Origin of the sequence: Rhizobium sp. SL42 (assembly GCF_021729845.1) — a bacterium.
Lineage (GTDB): Bacteria > Pseudomonadota > Alphaproteobacteria > Rhizobiales > Rhizobiaceae > Allorhizobium.
This window is the reverse complement of record NZ_CP063397.1, coordinates 1,250,389-1,266,349: the sequence shown is the minus strand read 5'-3', so window position 1 is coordinate 1,266,349 and position 15,961 is coordinate 1,250,389. Positions and strand designations below refer to the sequence as shown.

Genomic DNA, 15,961 nt, shown 5'->3' with positions numbered 1-15,961 from the left:
AGGTTTCTAACCAGGAGAAGGAAATTGTCGCTCGGCTTCATCGCAGGTACTCGTAAAGTGCAGCGACCCTGACAAAGTCTTCGCTCGCCGCGGGTTTCCACTTCCGGACAATGTGGGAGACGGCAGGCGCTGCCTCTTCCATTCCTGCTTCGAGGGTAGTAGCGTTGCTGATGATCGGAGTAACGATTACCTTCACCGCACTGCCCATCTCAAGGGTGGCAGCGCTCCATCGTCGCTTCTTCTCCGCCATGTATGAATGCCACTCCCGTCCGAGCTCCGCGTCACGCTTGTGATGCAGATTGAGCTGCTGCGACACGCGTTCCCAACTGGGCCGATAGGTGTTTTCGGTTTCCAGATCCGCGAGCCAACCTTCAACCTGTTCGCGCGTTATGAACTTCGACTGTTTCAGCTCTTCAAAAGTTTTGACCTTCGCGATGTTCTTGGACCGCCTGCGGCCCTCGTTCACGAGATGGAGGGCGAAGGGAATCGGGTTGACCGGTATCGAGCGATCATGGAGAAAAATCCCCACCTGTCCGAAGACAGCCGCCTCGTAGCTACCAAGGTTCAGCCGGCACTGCTCGTAGTGAAAGAAGCCGAGATGGTCGTCCTGCTTGAAACCGCGACATTCAAGCTTAAGAGCTGTTACAAACTTCGAGACTTGGGCTGCTTCCATCGACGAAAGGGGAACTTCTTCGTACCTGGATCCTATTTCCATCAGGGGCTGGTTACTAACCATCACCAGCTTTGCAACTACGGTTCCAAAGCGCTTGATGTTCTCAAACATCTTTCCCGCAATCGACGACTTTAGGGTCTGCTTCGTCTTACCAGCGGTTGGCCTGTCAAGGATCCGCGATAAAGTCCAATGACCCGAATCCAGCGACTTCATCTGATAGAAAACCGCGGACGTAGGAACGTCGGCATCATTCAGCTCGACGATATCGTCATGGAATTCAAATCCCACGGCATAATTCGCTCCAGCCAGGTGGCGATCGAGGACCTTCGACACACCCCAGGCGGTTTGAAAATCAAACCTGTCATACGCCGTGCGTCCACCGTTCTCACGCTCCGGTACGTTCAACAGATCGTCGATGACTGTCAAAGCTCCTCCCAGCCCGAAAGGTATCGAGCATAAGTTTCTAGAGTGTACTCTATTGCCGGCTTTTCACATTGAAAAGGTTTAGTATGATGTGATTCACAATACTTAAGGTCGCATCCTTCGTCGCAGAAGGACGAAAAAATGCAACGAGGTTGGATGCCGTCAATTTTTATCGATGCAAACATTCTGCTGGGCTTCTGGTGTTTGCGGGAGGGACGACTGCCATCGGAACTGCTGCTCCCTCTTGTAGAGATGGCGGACCACATACTTATCACGCGTCAGGTCGCAGACGAGGTCGCGAGAAACAAACTCACCGTGTTCTTGAAGAATGTCGGGGAGATTTCGTGGAAGCTGCCCCCATTGATTCCCGATCACCTAGCTAAACGTCGTCAGTATCACGAGCTTAACAGCGAGCTTAAGCGGCTTGAGGAGACTTCGGCGTCCGCGAGGAAACAATGGAACACGGTGACGTCCGAACTTGCGACCGCGATTAGTGAAAGCTCGGACCTTGTTTCTGAGATGCTGACACCCCTATTCAGTAAAGCCGAAGCCCCGACCGAGAAGCAGCTGGCGGCAGCGCGATTGAGAAGAGAGATCGGCAATCCGCCGGGCAAGAAGGGCGACCCGCTCGGCGACCAGGTGTCCTGGGAGCAGTTTCTGGACAGGGCCGCTAGCCAGAAAGAGGTGTGGATCCTGACCAGGGACAGTGATCTCGCGCACGTTGTCGACGGTGTTCGCAACCTCAATCCCTTCTTGCGACAGGAGCTTGTCGCAAGGGGAGTCGAAAAGATCCATGTGTTCGATAATTTATCCGCAGCCATGAGGTCGTTGAAGAACGCGGGTATCGGGGCAAACAAACTAGCCGATGAGAAATTAATCGACCTCCAGAAAATGGAGACGCGCGACGCGTATGTTGCCGTCCACCAGGCATTCTTTCCTGCGGAGGGTGATTGGACTTGCTTGATGTGCTCCCAGCGGAATAGCGATCGGGGGCTCACTGCGCATCCGTCGAAATTCGGCGGATGGAGCTATTGGATAACCTGCAGCCACTGCGGCACTAGGTACGACACGGGCGAGCCGTACGATGACTAACGCCGGATCTCGACGATCAGTCCATCACGCAGATATGTTGGCGCGAGGGCACCTATCTATCGCCCACTTCGCTCATACAAGCCTGGCCATACGATAGCGTCGAGGAAGCGAGGAGCCGGACTTGCTCACGCATCTCATGATTGCGCTTACAACACCCCCCATGCCCGAAACCTTCCCCTGCCCGTCATCTCCCTCAACCCCAGCTCCTGAACAATGCGCCGCGCGCCTTGCGGCGTCACCTCAAGCGTCTTCGCCACCATACCGGCGGAGATCAGCGGCCTCGCCATAACGAGGTCGACGAGCTCAGGCAGCCTGGACGACGTCCGCCGTCCCTCCAGTTTGCGCATCATCATCTGCCGCGCCAGCACCAACCGGTCATGCTCCTCCAGCCCCGTCTCGGCGGCAATAACCAGCGCCCTTGATATCGCCAGCAACCGCGTTTCGCGATCACGATGCCGGCGCCGATCGACGGGGATGGCTTTGAGACCGAGATTGATCGCCGCAAGATGGGAGCCGGTGGTGACGCCACCCTCGCGCAGAAGGGAGGCGGCCAGTAGCCGGCCGAGCCAGGGCGCATGCTGGAGGACCGCTATCTCATTCCAGGCATCGAGGGCGACGATTGCCTGCAGGACTGGCGGCAAATCATGGGCACGTCCCATCACGGCCTGCCACTCCTCCAGTCGCTCGTCCTCATCCCAGTCGAGATCGTAGACGAAGGGATCCTTTTCCGGAGCGTTTTTGGCGCGACCTGGCGTCTTCGCCACTTCGATGGCCGCCGCGGATCGGGCGAGAACAGCATCGATTGCTGCAAAGGCATCCTCCAATCCATCCGCAGCCTGGTCCCTCACCTCCCCCTCCCCGTGGGGATAGTCGCTCACCTCAACACTCTCTTCCAGCACCCACTCCCCGTCTCCACCCAATGATGCTGCAGGCCACGCCCGCCCGCGCAGAGAGGCGAGGCCGGGACTTGAGAGCGCCCAGGCGGGCGCATGGGCGGCGATGCGACGTCGGGTTCTCAGGATGTCGCGGGCGATGGTGAGTTCATGGGTGGGTGCCCTGATATCTCGAAGCGCGTCGTGCAGGACGAGGTCTTCGAGATGGACGAGTTCCCCATCAACCCAGAGCGAGGCATGTGCCTCAAGGAAGTGGGAGCGCTCAAGAAAGCCGCCACCGACCGGGGAACGGGCGATGCGCTCGTCGAGAGGGGCAAGCGCGACCGCGGCCTCGGAAATCGGCCGCAACAGGCTCTGAATGGGCAATCTGGCGAGATCATAAGGCATTGAAATTATGGTAAATGCTTCGTTAAGCGAAAGCTACATGCGCATTACGGCTCTGTACATTGCATAAATTAGCCTGAATCAAATGACCTCCGATAATTATCACTTATCACAACTCATGTATTATGTTATTTATATTTAGATATGAAATCTATCTATAGTTCATTTCAAAATTTTTAAATTACACACATCGATTCGCTTCCCTATTGTGGCCGCTTTCCATTTGGAACGTCATTCCGAAGATGTTCACCCAAGCCGGAAAACACCTCTCGAGGCTTAGCTGCGACGCTCACCACCAAGGTGATACACCATCATCCTAAACACTTGCCCTTATCCGACGAAAACCGAAGCAAAACAGGGCGACACCGCATCGTCGGCAATCAAACCCTACTGACAAATTTGCTAGTTCACAGCGCGTCAAATCAATGATCCTTCTACGCTGAGTACGAATGCCAGCCGGCGGTCTATCCCCCAGTCCGCCACCCGGACAACAAAACGTAGAATCGGAGACTGCCAGATGACGAACGCCATGTTGAACATAAAAGTCGTCCAGCCCCGCATGATGTCGATACGGCAGGCCGCCGATTACATCGGCATCCCGCTCAAGCGCTTCAACCGGATCTGCTCTGTAAGGCCCGTTGCGTTAGCCGAGGGCGACGAGCGCTATGACATCCGGGACCTCGACCAGTGGCTTGATCACCTGAAGCAGGGTCATCCCGATCCCGACAGTGAAATCGTGGGGCGACTCGGATGACGACGGGGAGAGAAAGACGCACCAACAAATACAAGGGCTGGCAGATCTTCCGCGACAAGGACGGCAACTGGCGATGCTACCACCGCAAATCTCGCCACAAGGTGGACTGCCGAAAGTTCGAACCCTACACTTTGTCCTTCGACATGGAGCTCCACAGGATCAACGAGCTTCTGGCAGAGAAGCAGGCAAAGCCTGGCACGCTCGGCATGCTGATCACGCGCTACCGGGATAGCGTCCGTTTCAGATCCGAACTGGCGCCCCGAACACGTGCCGACTACCAGAACTGCTTCGATTACCTCCAGGCAATCGAGGACACGCCACTTGATCGGTTCAATCCACCGCTGATCGCCAAGATCCGCGACAGGGCACTTGAGCAGCGCAAGTTCCGTTTCGCGAACTATGTCCGCTCAGTATTATCGGTGATCTTCGACTGGGGTATCGAGTATGGCTATACCAAAGACAACCCGGCATCCCGGGTAAAGCCGTCCCGACGTCCAAAGTCTCTGCCCGACGCCAACAGGCCCTGGACGGACGCTGAGCGCGAAACGGTGCTCGCGGCACTTCCATCCCACATGAAGCTACCGATCGCGCTGATGATGTTCTACGCGCTCGATCCGCAGGATGCGCTTGGCCTACCGCGGTCGGCGATCTCGGATGCGGGGCTGGACACCCGTCGCAACAAGACCGGACGGCCAATCTACCTGCCACTGTTCGAACCGGTCGCCGAGGCAATGGCAGCGGCCCCTCAACACGACGCCGTAACGCTCTGCGCCAATAGCCGTGGCCTACCCTGGACCTATCACGGCTTCAGTACGAACTGGATCAAGCTGAAGGGCAAGCTCGAAGCGGATGGCGCCGTCCAACCGGGTCTGACGTTGAAGGGGCTAAGGCACACGGTTGCGACCATTCTGGCCGAGATGGGGAGAGACCACGGTACAATCGCGCTGGTGCTCGGCCACGCCACGGAGGCGATGGCGAAGCACTATTCAAGACGCGCCGACATGACCCGGCAAGCGACCTCGGTCGTTGCCGATTTCGGGGAAGAACTGAACAAACGGAAAACGAGAGTTGTCAAACCGGGCGGCTGAAAGTGTCAAACCCGATAATTCAAGGAGTTGAGAAATGTCCGAAAAACATAGACACATCAAGGACTTAGAATGGTGCCCGGAGGCGGATTTGAACCACCGACACGCGGATTTTCAATCCGCTGCTCTACCAACTGAGCTATCCGGGCATCTCGGCTTTTTGACAAAGCCTGCCGGTTTCTGATCGAAACCGCCGGGGTATTTCCCCGGGAGCGAGCGGGGTTATAACATCTTGTTCGGCCATGTCCAGCGCCTTGCGGCACTTTTTTGAAGAAGATGTGAAAAAGGCAGAAAATTCAATTCAAACAAGGGGATCGCAACAAAGGCGCGGGCGGTGGAGATCGCGATCAGCGGTAGTCGTCCTCGTCCGCCTTGGATTCGTCCTCGACCACCGGAATGGCATAGGAGCCTTTCAGCCAGCGCGACAGGTCGAGATTGCGGCAGCGGTCCGAGCAGAACGGATAGTGCTCCCGGACCGACGGGCGCTTGCATTCCGGGCATGGCAACGCCTTGCGCAGCGGCTCGACCTTGGCCACGCGCGGGGTCTGGTCATCGCCCATGGATCAGCCCTCCGTCCAGCCGGCATGCACGTCATAGCCCTCGCCGGCCAGCATCTGCATGGTCTCGAACAGCGGCAGGCCGACGACATTGGTATAGGAGCCGACGAGTTTCTGCACGAAGGTGCCGGCAATGCCCTGGATCGCATAAGCACCCGCCTTGCCGCGCCATTGGCCGGAGGCGAGATAACATTCGATGTCATAGCCGGAAAGCCGCTTGAAGCGGACCTTGGTCTCGACGATCTTCTGGCGCAGCTTGCCGTCGGGTGCGATCAGGCAGACGCCGGTGAACACCCAGTGACTGCGGCCGGACAGGAGATGCAGCGCGGAGGACGCCTCTTCCATGTATTCCGCCTTGGGCAGAATGCGCCGTCCGACGGCCACGACCGTATCGGCCGCGAGAACATAGCCGTCCTTCCAGGCGAGATCCTGCCTTGTCACCTCATGGGCGGCTTTCGCCTTGTCGGCGGCAAGCCTGCGGGCGAGCGAGCGCGGATGCTCGGATTTCTGCGGGGTCTCGTCGAGATCCATCGGCATCAGCCGCGCGGGCTCGATGCCGGCCTGCTTCAGCAGGTCCAGGCGGCGCGGCGACCCGGAGGCCAATATCAGCTTCTGTCTCAGTTCCATGGCCCCTCGCGACCGACCGTCACGCCTTACTTGAAGCGGTAGGTGATACGGCCCTTGGTCAGGTCGTAGGGAGTCATTTCCACCAGCACCTTGTCGCCGGCGAGAACGCGGATACGGTTCTTGCGCATGCGGCCGGCGGTGTGGGCGATGATCTCGTGCTCGTTTTCGAGCTTCACCCGGAACGTTGCGTTCGGCAGGAGTTCCGTGACGACGCCTGGAAATTCGAGGACTTCTTCTTTAGCCATTGAGCGGTTGTCTTCCTTGAGTTTAGACTAGGGGCACAAGCCCCCTTAAAAATGTGCGCGGAAACTACACAATCGCCGGGGCTTTGTGAACCTAGTCGATCAGGCTTTCGGAATTTGTTTCGCGCGCAGCCGTTGAGGGGCTTTTAGTGCGATCGGCCTGCAAAGGGAAGCCATGCTTTGCGTTTGCGTGACGGCGTGGCCGGATCCGGACCTGCCCAGCTTTCGATACTTGGCTCGCCACGGTCGCTAGGGGCTGACAAAGCCGTCCGTGATATGGCGTTTCAGCCGGTCGCGCACATCGCGGTAGGCGTCGAGGATCTGCGCGCGCGTGCCCGTCGTTCCGGTCGGGTCCGGCGTCGGCCAGTAGACCACCTCGACGGCGCTGGCGCGGGTCAGCTCAAGGGCTGCGTGATGAGCTTCCGGCGACAGGGTCACGACAAGATCGAAATAGTCATCCTCGAGATCCTCCAGCGTCTGCGGCTGGCGGCGACCGAGGCTCAGCCCCTCTTCGTCAAGCACCGCATCGACAAAGGCATCCCGCTCGCCGCGCTTGACGCCGGCGGACGCGATATAGATGCCGGACGGCAGAAGCGCCCGCGCCAGCGCCTCGGCGATCGGCGAGCGAATGACATTCATGCCGCAGACAAAGAGGATGGAACCCGGCAGGCCCGACGCTTTTTGGGCGTCCGGACTGTGGTGATCGTCATCACCCGGCAGATCCGTCTTGTCCGGCTGGTGTGACACCATGACGTCAGCCGCGCCAGTAGAGCACGCAGACCAGCGTGAACAGCCGCCGCGCAGTGTCGAAATCGATCCTGATCTTGCCGGACAGCCGATCCATCAGCGTCTGCGAGCCGTCATTATGGATGCCGCGGCGGCCCATGTCGATCGCCTCGATCTGCGACGGCGTCGAGGAACGGATCGCCTCGTAATAGCTTTCGCAGATCATGAAATAGTCCTTGATGATCCGGCGGAAGGGCGTGAGCGACAGGATATGGGTGGCAACATCGGCGCCGGCCTCAGTCTTGATCGAGAAGACCAGCTTGCTGTCGACCAGCGACAGCAACAGCTTGTAGGGTCCGCCCGGATGGCCGGCGGGCTCGAACGAATTCTCCTCGATCAGGTCGAAGATCGCCACCGCGCGCTCATGCTCGACGTCAGGGGTCGACCGGCCGATGGTCTCGTCCAGCACGACATCGCAGAGCCGGAAGACGCCGTCGGCCATGGCTCACCCTTCGAGATTGAGGCGGATCGCCACCGACCGCGCATGCGCGTCGAGGCCTTCCGATTTCGCCAGCGCGATCGCCGCCGGCGCCAGTTGCCGGAGCTGTTCGGCACCGAGCCTCAGGATCGACGTGCGCTTGACATAGTCGAGCACCGAAAGACCCGAGGAGAAGCGGGCGGACCGCGCCGTCGGCAGGACATGGTTTGATCCGCCGACATAGTCGCCGATCACTTCCGGCGTATGGCGTCCGACAAAGATCGCACCGGCATTGCGGATCGCCTTGATCAGCGGCTCGGCATCGGCCACGGCCAGTTCCAGATGTTCCGCGGCGATGCGATTGGCGAGCGGAACCGAGGCCGCGATGCTCTCGACCTTGATGATCGCGCCGAAGTCGCGCCAGCTCGCCGCTGCCGTTTCGGCGCGGCTCAGCGATTTCAGCTGGCGCTCGACGGCCGCCTCCACCGCCCTGCCGAAATCCGCATCGTCGGTCATCAGGATCGACTGGGCGCCGGGATCGTGTTCGGCCTGGGCGAGAAGATCGGCGGCCAGCCAGTCGGGATTGTTGTCGCTGTCGGCGATCACCAGCACTTCGGAGGGTCCGGCGATCATGTCGATGCCGACCGTGCCGAAGACCTGGCGCTTGGCGGCGGCTACATAGGCATTGCCCGGGCCGACGATCTTGGCGACCGGCGCGATCGTCTCGGTGCCGTAAGCGAGAGCGGCCACCGCCTGGGCGCCGCCGATCCTGTATATCTCCGTGACGCCGGCGATCTGGGCTGCCGCCAGCACGGTCGGGTTGATGATTCCGCCGGAGGCCGGCACGACCATGACGACACGCGGCACGCCGGCAACCTTGGCCGGCAGCGCGTTCATCAGTACCGAACTCGGATAGCTTGCGGTACCGCCCGGCACATAAAGGCCGACGGCGTCGATCGCGGTCCAGCGCGAGCCGAGACCGACGCCGATCGCATCCTCGTAGATATCGTCCTTCGGCATCTGGCGGGCGTGATGGCGCTCGATGCGCTCGGCGGCGAGCTTCAGGGCATCGAGCAGTTCCGGTGCTACGCCGGCTGTTGCCTCAGCGATCTCGGCTTCGGTCACGCGCATCGCCACGTCGGCGAAATCGATGCCGTCGAAGCGGCGCGAATATTCGGCAAGCGCTGCATCCCCGCGGGCGCGCACATCGTCGATGATCGTGCGCACCACGTCATTGACGTCGTCGGAGACTTCCCGCTTGGTCGTCAGAAATGCGGCAAAGCGCGTCTCGAAATCGCCCGAAGCCTGATCCAGCCAGATTGCCACGTCCCCACTCTTCCTTCTCACATCACAACCGGTTTCCCGGCACGCACCGTCGATGCCTCGTTCGGTCAGCCTTGTTCTGGCAACCTTGTTCGGGCAGTCTTTTTCAGTCGGCCCTTTTTCAGTCCACCTTGCCTTTTCAGTCGGCCTTGTGGTCCGGTCTTGACCCCGTGCCCCAGGCGCCGCCGGTATCGGTCAGCTGTGCCTCGATACACTCGACCTCGAGCGCGATCATGCCGGAACCCGACAGAACCAGTTCGATGACGCCATCGGGCCCCTCGCCCCTGGCGACAAAGCGGATGGCCAGCAGCGACAGGACCTCGTCGGCGCCGCTGCGGTCAAAGCCGATCGAACGCACGGCCGAGACCCGCTTGAAACCGAGCACCGCGCGGTGGCGCTCATAGCTCTTGGCAGAGCGGTCGGCCTTTTCCCAGACGAAACGATTGACCGTCAGGGAAAACAGGCCCGGACGCGGGGCAAAGGCCAGGTCTCCCGCCTTGAACACCGCATCCTGCATATGGGCGGAAATGATCGAGAGATCATCCGTATCAAGCGCCAGAAGCTTCAAATCCGTCATGTACCCTGCCCGTATCAACCGGCAGTCCCAGGCGGCGGGCCATTGCGGCCGGTTCCATCCTGCGACTGCCTCACATCCTTTTGACATAGGTTGCCGCTTGTCCAGTGGCAACCGGGCAAAAAGACTAGGGCCCGATCAATCGCTGATCCGTTCGACCACCGCGCCGCAACGGGTGAGCTTTTCTTCCAGGCGCTCGAAGCCGCGATCGAGGTGGTACACACGGCTGACCATGGTCTCGCCTTCGGCGGCAAGGCCGGCAATGACCAGCGACACCGAAGCGCGCAGGTCGGTTGCCATGACCGGCGCGCCACGCAGGCGGGCGACGCCCTCGATGCGGGCGGTCTGGCCCGAAAGCGTGATCTTTGCGCCGAGGCGGGCCAGTTCCTGGACATGCATGAAACGGTTCTCGAAGATCGTCTCGGTGACATGCGACACGCCCTGGGCGCGGGTCATCAGGCCCATGAACTGCGCCTGCAGGTCGGTCGGGAAGCCGGGGAAAGGCTCGGTGACGATATCGACCGGACGGATGGCATTGCCATGGCCGATGACGCGGATGCCGTTGTCGACGGCGACAAGCTCGGCGCCAGCGCGGCGGATCGCCTCGACTGCCGTATCGAGCAGGGTGATGTCGGTGCCGGCCAGCGTCACGTCACCGCCGGTCATGGCGACCGCCATGGCATAGGTGCCGGTCTCGATGCGGTCCGGCAGTACCCGGTGGCGGGCGCCCGACAGGCTGGTCACGCCTTCGATGGTGATGGTCGAGGTGCCGGCGCCGGTGATCTTGGCACCCATAGCGATCAGGCAGTTGGCGAGATCGACGACTTCCGGCTCGCGGGCGGCATTGCCGATCACGGTCGTGCCGCGGGCAAGCGATGCCGCCATCAGCATCACATGGGTAGCGCCGACGGAAACCTTCGGGAAGGTGTAGTGGGCCCCGATCAGGCCGCCCTTCGGCGCGGTTGCATTGATATAGCCGCTGTCGATCTCAAGCTCGGCGCCGAGGGCTGCAAGGCCTTCGAGGAAAAGATCGACCGGACGCGTGCCGATGGCGCAGCCGCCGGGCAGCGAGACGCGGGCCTTGCCTTCACGCGCAAGCAGCGGACCGATGACCCAGAAGCTGGCGCGCATCTTGGAGACCAGTTCGTAAGGCGCGGTGGTCTCGGCGATCGTGCGGCAGGTGAAATGCACCGTGCGCGAATAGGAACCGTCCTGGTGCTCGCGGCGGCCGTTGACCGAGACGTCGACACCGTGGTTGCCGAGGATGCGCAGGAGCAGCTCAACATCGGCCAGATGCGGCACGTTTTCGAGCGTCAGCGTGTCACTGGTCAACAGCGAGGCGATCATCAGCGGCAGGGCCGCATTCTTGGCGCCGGAGATCGGGATGATCCCGTTGAGCTCATTGCCGCCGACAATCCTGATGCGATCCATATAAGCCTACGATACGGGCAGAGCCCGCCTTTCCTGAACAATAAGGGATGACGCCTGAGTGGCGAGGATGGCTGTGTAGACGAAAAGCGGCAGCGGTTCAATTCGCCGCGCCCAATCGCCTTTAATCAGCAGGTTTGGACGAATTTGCGGCAGGCAGGCCATCCGTGTCATCGGCCTCGCCGGCACGGCGCGCGCGCTGCTGCTGCTTGCGGCGCTGGAGATTTTCCTTGAGCTTCTTGGCCGCCCGCAGACGGCGATGATCGGCCTCGGTTAGCTGTTGCGGCTTTTCGCCGTTTTCCACCGCCGCCTGCCGACTTTTCGCGCCCGTGGCGGAAAAGCCCTTGTTTTCCGGTATTTTCTGATCATCGCTCATGCCGCCCTGATAGCCAAAATCCAGCCTCCTGACCAGAGACTTCGCACGGTGGGCGGTGCAAAACACAAATCTTGCAAGCCTATTTCGATTTGCGGCTTGCACTCGCCATCAAGCTATGGCAATAGGCCCCTCGTTCCGAAGCGGATCCTTTCCGCTTCGCCAGATGCTGCTATAGCTCAGGGGTAGAGCACTCCCTTGGTAAGGGAGAGGCCGAGAGTTCAAATCTCTCTAGCAGCACCATTTTCCCGCAATAAATAGAGAATCGGGCGCCCTGAAGATGGCGCTTCAGCATTTTTCGCGCGCGCCGGCAATGGCCAGCCGCGCCGCGGCTAGCGCAGAAACCGGCGAAACCGGCGCAGCGACAGGACGAAGAGCACCGTCGCGATGGCGACCAGCGACAGGAGCTGGGGCCAGACGACATCTAGGCCAGCGCCGCGGAACAGGACGGCCTGGGCCATGATGACAAAATGGGTATTGGGCGCGGCCAGCATGATCTCCTGAATGATCGGCGGCATGCTTTCGCGCGGCGTCATGCCGCCGGACAGGACCTGCAGCGGCAGCAGCACCAGCATCAGCAGGAGGCCGAACTGCGGCATCGAGCCGGCGACTGTTGCTAGGAATATGCCCATGCAGGTCGTCGCGACGAGCTGCAGCGCCGCGCCGACGACGAACAGCAGCATCGAGCCGTGGATCGGCACCTGCAGCACCCCCTCCACGATGACCAGCAGCGAAAAGACCGAGGCCGCCAGCACCACCAGGCCCATGGACCAGATCTTGCTCAGCATGATCTCGGCGGGGCTGACCGGCATGACGAGCAAATGTTCGATCGTGCCATGTTCGCGCTCGCGGATCAGGGCGGCGCCTGTCAGGACAATCGACAGCATGGTGATCGCCGAAATCACCTCGTTGATGGCGCCGAACCAGCCCTTGTCGAGCTGCTGGTTGAAGCGGGCGCGCAAGGTCAGCGCAACCGGAACGATGGTGGCTGAACGGTGGCGATCAAGAAAGGTGGTGACCTCGTCCGAGACGATCTGCTGGACATAGCGGCCGCCGGAAAAGGCCTGGGTCATACGGGTCGCGTCGATGTTCAGCTGGATGGTCGGCGTCCGGCCGGCGAGCAGGTCACGCTGGAAATTGGGCGGGATGTCGAGCACGAACGTGTCGAGGCCGGCATTCATGCGCCGGTCGATCTCGCTTTGCGCGATCAGCTTCGGCTGGCTGAAATTCGGCGGATAGAAGCCCGCCAGGATGCGGGCGGAGACCGGTGAGCGATCCTCGTCGACCACCGCGATTGCGGCATTGTTAAGCGTCTCGGGCATGGCCGTGGAGGCCGTATAGATCGACACGGTGAAGGCATAGACGATCAGCACGAGCAGCGCTGGATCGCGCGCCAGGCCGCGCAACTCCTTGATGCCGAGGTGGATGATATTGGCCAGTCGCATCGGCTAGACCGCCTGTTTCTTGAGGAGAACGGTTCCCAGCGAAAGAAGCAGCGGGCCGACCATCCCCAGCGCCAGCAGTTCGCGGCCGAGATCGTCGAAACCCAGCGCCTTGGAAAACACGCCGCGAGAAATCGTGACGAAATGGCTGGTCGGATAGAGCTGCCCGATCAGCGCGCCCGCGCCCTGCAGCGACGAGACCGGATCAATCATGCCGGAAAACTGTACGGCGGGGATGATGGTGATCAGCGCCGTTGCGAAGATCGCCGCGATCTGGCTCTTCAGAAAACTCGACAACAACAGGCCGAGCGCCGTCGAGGCGAAGACATAGAGGAAGGCTGCGAGTGAAAGCGTGGCGAAGCTGCCGGTGAGCGGGACGCGGAAGGCAAAGACCGCAAACGCGGTCAGCATGAGAAAATTCATCATGGCCAGCACCAGATAGGGGATCTGCTTGCCGAGCAGGAATTCCAGCCGCGTCACCGGGGTGACGTAGAAATTGGTGATCGAGCCGAGTTCCTTTTCGCGCACGACGCTGAGAACCGAAAGCATGGCGGGTATCAGCATCAAAAGCAGCGGAATGACCGCCGGCACCATGGCGACGAGGCTGTCGATGCCGGGATTGTAGCGGTAGCGCACCTGCAGGTCGAAAACACCGATGGTCGCCGCATCGCCGTGGAACTCGCGCGTCTTCTGGCTGAGCCAGGTGGCATGCATGCCCTGAACGTAACCCTCGACGGTCTCGGCCCGGCTCGGCATGGCACCGTCGATCCAGGCACCGATCTCGACCGTCTTCCTGCCGCGCGCCAGATCCCGGCCGAAACCGGGCGGGATCTCGATCGCCAGGCTCAGCTCGCCGTCGCGCATGCGCCTGTCGAGATCGGCATAACCGGTGATCGGCGGCCGTTCGGTAAAATAGCGCGAGCCGGCGATCTGCTGGACGTAGTCGCGACTGATCGTCGTGTCGTCGCGGTCAAGCACCGCAAATGTCAGGTTCGCGACATCGAGATTGATGCCATAGCCGATGACGAACATCAGGATGACGCTGCCGAGCAGGGCCAGCGAGGCACGGATCGGATCGCGGCGCAGCTCCAATGTCTCGCGGCGGCTGAAGGCTAGAACGCGGCGCAGGCTGAGCGCACCGCCCCCGCCTGACGACGGGGCCGGGCGGACGGGATCGGATGATCCGGGCGCAGTCTCGGGCCCAATCCCGATTTCGGCTGCGGCGCCGGTGTCGGGCGCGATGTCGGACGAGGTGTCGGACGAGGTGTCTGGCGCTGGATCGGATGCGCCATCCGACCTGCGGCCGTCGGATGTGATGGCGATTGCCTCCTCGATATAGCCGATGAACGCCTCTTCCAGAGTGGCGGCGCCCCTGCCTGCGGTAATCGCGCGCGGCTGATCGGTGACCAGTACCTTCCCGGCATGCATCAGGGAGATGCGATCGCAGAGTTCGGCCTCGTTCATGAAATGGGTCGAGATGAAGATCGTCACATTGTCCTTGCGCGACAGGTCCGCCAGGATGCGCCAGAAGCCATCGCGGGCGATCGGGTCGACACCAGACGTCGGCTCGTCGAGGATCAGGATCTCGGGCGAATGGATCATGGCGACGGCAAGCGACAGGCGCTGGCGCAGGCCGAGCGGCAGATTGTCCGGCAGGCTGTCGAGCACCGTTTTGAGATCGAAGCGACCGGCCATCTCGGCGATCCTAGCCTCAATCGCCTCACGCTCCATGCCGAAAAGGCGGGCATGCAGGTCAAGGTTCTGGCGCACGGTGAGCTCGGTATAGAGCGAGAAGGCCTGGCTCATGTAGCCGACCCGGCGACGGATCGCGAGATCCCTGGCATCGACCGCTTGGCCGAAGACCTTGGCCGTGCCTTCGCTCGCCGCCAGAAGGCCGGTGAGCATTTTCATCGTCGTTGTCTTTCCGCAGCCGTTCGAACCGAGAAAGCCGAAGATCTCGCCACGCGGAATGCGGAAACTGACCCTATCGACGGCGGTGAAATCGCCGAAGCGCATGGTCAGGTGATCCGCCTCGATGGCAATTTCCGCATCGGCACCATTGTTTCTGGCAGGGATCGAAACGGCTGTGAACCGGCCGCGCCTTTCCTCCGGCAACAGCGCAACGAAGGCGGCATCGAGCGTGGCGGCACCGGTCCTGGCCAGGATTTCCTGCGGCGTGCCGGTTGCCAGCACCCGGCCTGCGTCCATGGTGACGAGCCAGTCGAAACGACCGGCCTCCACCATATAGGCCGTGGCGACAACAACGCTCATGCCCGGCCGAGCATTGCGTATGCCGTCGATCAGCTGCCAGAACTGCCGGCGCGACAGGGGGTCGACGCCGGTGGTTGGCTCGTCGAGAATCAACAGGTCCGGATCATGGATCAAGGCGCAACACAGGCCGAGCTTCTGCTTCATGCCTCCCGAAAGCTTGCCGGCCGGGCGATCGGCGAAATCTTGCAACCCGGTGCTTTTCAGGAGTGTCGCGATCCTGGCTTCCCGCTCGCGCCTGTCCTGGCCGAACAGCCTGCCGAAGAACTCGACATTCTCAAAGACCGACAAGGTCGGATAGAGGTTCTTGCCCAGACCCTGCGGCATATAGGCAATGCGCGGGCAGATGCGGCGGCGATGCCGGGCGCTCGCCATGTCGCCGCCGAGTACCGTGATGCGGCCGGCCTGGATCGCATGGGCACCCGCGACAAGCGACAGCAGGCTCGACTTGCCGACGCCGTCGGGACCGATCAGCCCGACCATGCAGCCGGCCGGAATATCGAGGCTGATAGCCGCCAGCGCCGGCGCCCTGCCATAGGACAGGCTGACGCCCTCGAGGCGGGCCACCAGACCGGCTGGCGGATCATCGCGCCCGTGTTTCTCCATCGGCCGCGCCATG

General features: G+C 61.3%; 16 protein-coding genes and 2 tRNA genes. 4 read left to right on the top strand and 14 right to left on the bottom strand.

Annotated features, from left to right (window positions below; genetic code table 11):
* Positions 1 to 37: 37 nt before the first annotated feature.
* The gene (locus IM739_RS05940) at positions 38 to 1,099 is read right to left on the bottom strand and encodes a dsDNA nuclease domain-containing protein (protein WP_237370276.1); all 1,062 of its coding nucleotides are present in this window, start codon (positions 1,097 to 1,099) and stop codon (positions 38 to 40) included.
* Positions 1,100 to 1,237: 138 nt separating this feature from the next.
* Between IM739_RS05940 and IM739_RS05935 the strand changes: the two genes are divergently transcribed.
* Positions 1,238 to 2,188 carry a PIN domain-containing protein gene (locus IM739_RS05935; protein ID WP_237370275.1) on the top strand — a complete coding sequence of 317 codons (951 nt, stop codon included), beginning with the start codon at positions 1,238 to 1,240 and terminating at the stop codon, positions 2,186 to 2,188.
* 146 nt (positions 2,189 to 2,334) lie between these two features.
* On the opposite strand, the gene IM739_RS05930 is transcribed toward IM739_RS05935, so the two are convergent.
* Positions 2,335 to 3,468, bottom strand: coding sequence for an RHE_PE00001 family protein (locus tag IM739_RS05930; RefSeq protein ID WP_237370274.1), 1,134 nt, complete (start codon positions 3,466 to 3,468; stop codon positions 2,335 to 2,337).
* A 514-nt stretch (positions 3,469 to 3,982) separates the two neighbouring features.
* Here IM739_RS05930 and IM739_RS05925 point away from each other — a divergent pair.
* Both IM739_RS05925 and IM739_RS05920 read left to right on the top strand, forming a co-directional pair.
* Positions 3,983 to 4,219, top strand: coding sequence for a hypothetical protein (locus tag IM739_RS05925; RefSeq protein WP_237370273.1), 237 nt, complete (start codon positions 3,983 to 3,985; stop codon positions 4,217 to 4,219).
* Positions 4,216 to 5,307 (top strand): tyrosine-type recombinase/integrase, encoded by a 1,092-nt coding sequence (locus IM739_RS05920; RefSeq protein ID WP_237370272.1) that lies wholly within the window; start codon positions 4,216 to 4,218, stop codon positions 5,305 to 5,307. The genes IM739_RS05925 and IM739_RS05920 overlap by 4 nt, the downstream gene beginning before the upstream one ends.
* Before the next feature lie 70 nt (positions 5,308 to 5,377).
* Here the strand turns inward: IM739_RS05920 and IM739_RS05915 are convergent.
* The 10 genes from IM739_RS05915 to IM739_RS05870 form a co-directional block, all read right to left on the bottom strand.
* Positions 5,378 to 5,453 (bottom strand) — tRNA-Phe (locus IM739_RS05915).
* A gap of 198 nt (positions 5,454 to 5,651) precedes the next feature.
* Complete coding sequence (gene yacG / locus IM739_RS05910; protein ID WP_237370271.1) at positions 5,652 to 5,864, bottom strand: DNA gyrase inhibitor YacG; 213 nt, start codon at positions 5,862 to 5,864, stop codon at positions 5,652 to 5,654.
* Between the two features lie 3 nt (positions 5,865 to 5,867).
* Positions 5,868 to 6,488 (bottom strand): Maf-like protein, encoded by a 621-nt coding sequence (locus tag IM739_RS05905; RefSeq protein ID WP_237370270.1) that lies wholly within the window; start codon positions 6,486 to 6,488, stop codon positions 5,868 to 5,870.
* A gap of 26 nt (positions 6,489 to 6,514) precedes the next feature.
* A complete protein-coding gene (gene infA / locus IM739_RS05900) occupies positions 6,515 to 6,733 on the bottom strand; it encodes a translation initiation factor IF-1 (RefSeq protein ID WP_004435948.1) in 219 nt (72 codons plus the stop codon).
* Between the two features lie 246 nt (positions 6,734 to 6,979).
* Complete coding sequence (locus IM739_RS05895; RefSeq protein ID WP_237370269.1) at positions 6,980 to 7,480, bottom strand: arsenate-mycothiol transferase ArsC; 501 nt, start codon at positions 7,478 to 7,480, stop codon at positions 6,980 to 6,982.
* A gap of 4 nt (positions 7,481 to 7,484) precedes the next feature.
* Complete coding sequence (locus IM739_RS05890) at positions 7,485 to 7,958, bottom strand: UPF0262 family protein (RefSeq protein ID WP_237370268.1); 474 nt, start codon at positions 7,956 to 7,958, stop codon at positions 7,485 to 7,487.
* Between the two features lie 3 nt (positions 7,959 to 7,961).
* Positions 7,962 to 9,260 (bottom strand): histidinol dehydrogenase, encoded by a 1,299-nt coding sequence (gene hisD / locus IM739_RS05885; protein ID WP_237370267.1) that lies wholly within the window; start codon positions 9,258 to 9,260, stop codon positions 7,962 to 7,964.
* A gap of 136 nt (positions 9,261 to 9,396) precedes the next feature.
* Complete coding sequence (locus tag IM739_RS05880) at positions 9,397 to 9,834, bottom strand: DUF2948 family protein (RefSeq protein WP_237370266.1); 438 nt, start codon at positions 9,832 to 9,834, stop codon at positions 9,397 to 9,399.
* A 135-nt stretch (positions 9,835 to 9,969) separates the two neighbouring features.
* Positions 9,970 to 11,262: a UDP-N-acetylglucosamine 1-carboxyvinyltransferase gene (gene murA, locus IM739_RS05875; RefSeq protein ID WP_237370265.1), complete on the bottom strand. Its 1,293-nt coding sequence runs from the start codon at positions 11,260 to 11,262 to the stop codon at positions 9,970 to 9,972.
* 121 nt (positions 11,263 to 11,383) lie between these two features.
* On the bottom strand, positions 11,384 to 11,635 hold the full coding sequence (locus IM739_RS05870; RefSeq protein ID WP_237370264.1) for a hypothetical protein: 252 nt from the start codon (positions 11,633 to 11,635) through the stop codon (positions 11,384 to 11,386).
* A gap of 165 nt (positions 11,636 to 11,800) precedes the next feature.
* On the opposite strand from IM739_RS05870, the gene IM739_RS05865 reads away from it, so the two are divergent.
* Positions 11,801 to 11,875: transfer RNA gene (locus IM739_RS05865), tRNA-Thr, on the top strand.
* Positions 11,876 to 11,964: 89 nt separating this feature from the next.
* Here IM739_RS05865 and IM739_RS05860 read toward each other — a convergent pair.
* Entirely contained in the window at positions 11,965 to 13,077 is a 1,113-nt protein-coding gene (locus IM739_RS05860; protein WP_237370263.1) for an ABC transporter permease, read from the bottom strand.
* Positions 13,078 to 13,080: 3 nt separating this feature from the next.
* Positions 13,081 to 15,948 carry a ribosome-associated ATPase/putative transporter RbbA gene (gene rbbA, locus IM739_RS05855; protein ID WP_237370986.1) on the bottom strand — a complete coding sequence of 956 codons (2,868 nt, stop codon included), beginning with the start codon at positions 15,946 to 15,948 and terminating at the stop codon, positions 13,081 to 13,083.
* Positions 15,949 to 15,961 lie beyond the last annotated feature (13 nt).

Bases quoted from the DNA above. Each gene is read 5' to 3' on its own strand.
- IM739_RS05935 (WP_237370275.1), top strand. From the start codon at position 1,238: ATGCAACGAGGTTGGATGCCGTCAATTTTTATCGATGCAAACATTCTG.
- IM739_RS05930 (WP_237370274.1), bottom strand. From the start codon at position 3,468: ATGCCTTATGATCTCGCCAGATTGCCCATTCAGAGCCTGTTGCGGCCG.
- IM739_RS05925 (WP_237370273.1), top strand. From the start codon at position 3,983: ATGACGAACGCCATGTTGAACATAAAAGTCGTCCAGCCCCGCATGATG.
- IM739_RS05920 (WP_237370272.1), top strand. From the start codon at position 4,216: ATGACGACGGGGAGAGAAAGACGCACCAACAAATACAAGGGCTGGCAG.
- yacG (WP_237370271.1), bottom strand. From the start codon at position 5,864: ATGGGCGATGACCAGACCCCGCGCGTGGCCAAGGTCGAGCCGCTGCGC.
- IM739_RS05905 (WP_237370270.1), bottom strand. From the start codon at position 6,488: ATGGAACTGAGACAGAAGCTGATATTGGCCTCCGGGTCGCCGCGCCGC.
- infA (WP_004435948.1), bottom strand. From the start codon at position 6,733: ATGGCTAAAGAAGAAGTCCTCGAATTTCCAGGCGTCGTCACGGAACTC.
- IM739_RS05895 (WP_237370269.1), bottom strand. From the start codon at position 7,480: ATGGTGTCACACCAGCCGGACAAGACGGATCTGCCGGGTGATGACGAT.
- IM739_RS05890 (WP_237370268.1), bottom strand. From the start codon at position 7,958: ATGGCCGACGGCGTCTTCCGGCTCTGCGATGTCGTGCTGGACGAGACC.
- IM739_RS05880 (WP_237370266.1), bottom strand. From the start codon at position 9,834: ATGACGGATTTGAAGCTTCTGGCGCTTGATACGGATGATCTCTCGATC.
- murA (WP_237370265.1), bottom strand. From the start codon at position 11,262: ATGGATCGCATCAGGATTGTCGGCGGCAATGAGCTCAACGGGATCATC.
- IM739_RS05870 (WP_237370264.1), bottom strand. From the start codon at position 11,635: ATGAGCGATGATCAGAAAATACCGGAAAACAAGGGCTTTTCCGCCACG.
- IM739_RS05860 (WP_237370263.1), bottom strand. From the start codon at position 13,077: ATGCGACTGGCCAATATCATCCACCTCGGCATCAAGGAGTTGCGCGGC.
- rbbA (WP_237370986.1), bottom strand. From the start codon at position 15,948: ATGGAGAAACACGGGCGCGATGATCCGCCAGCCGGTCTGGTGGCCCGC.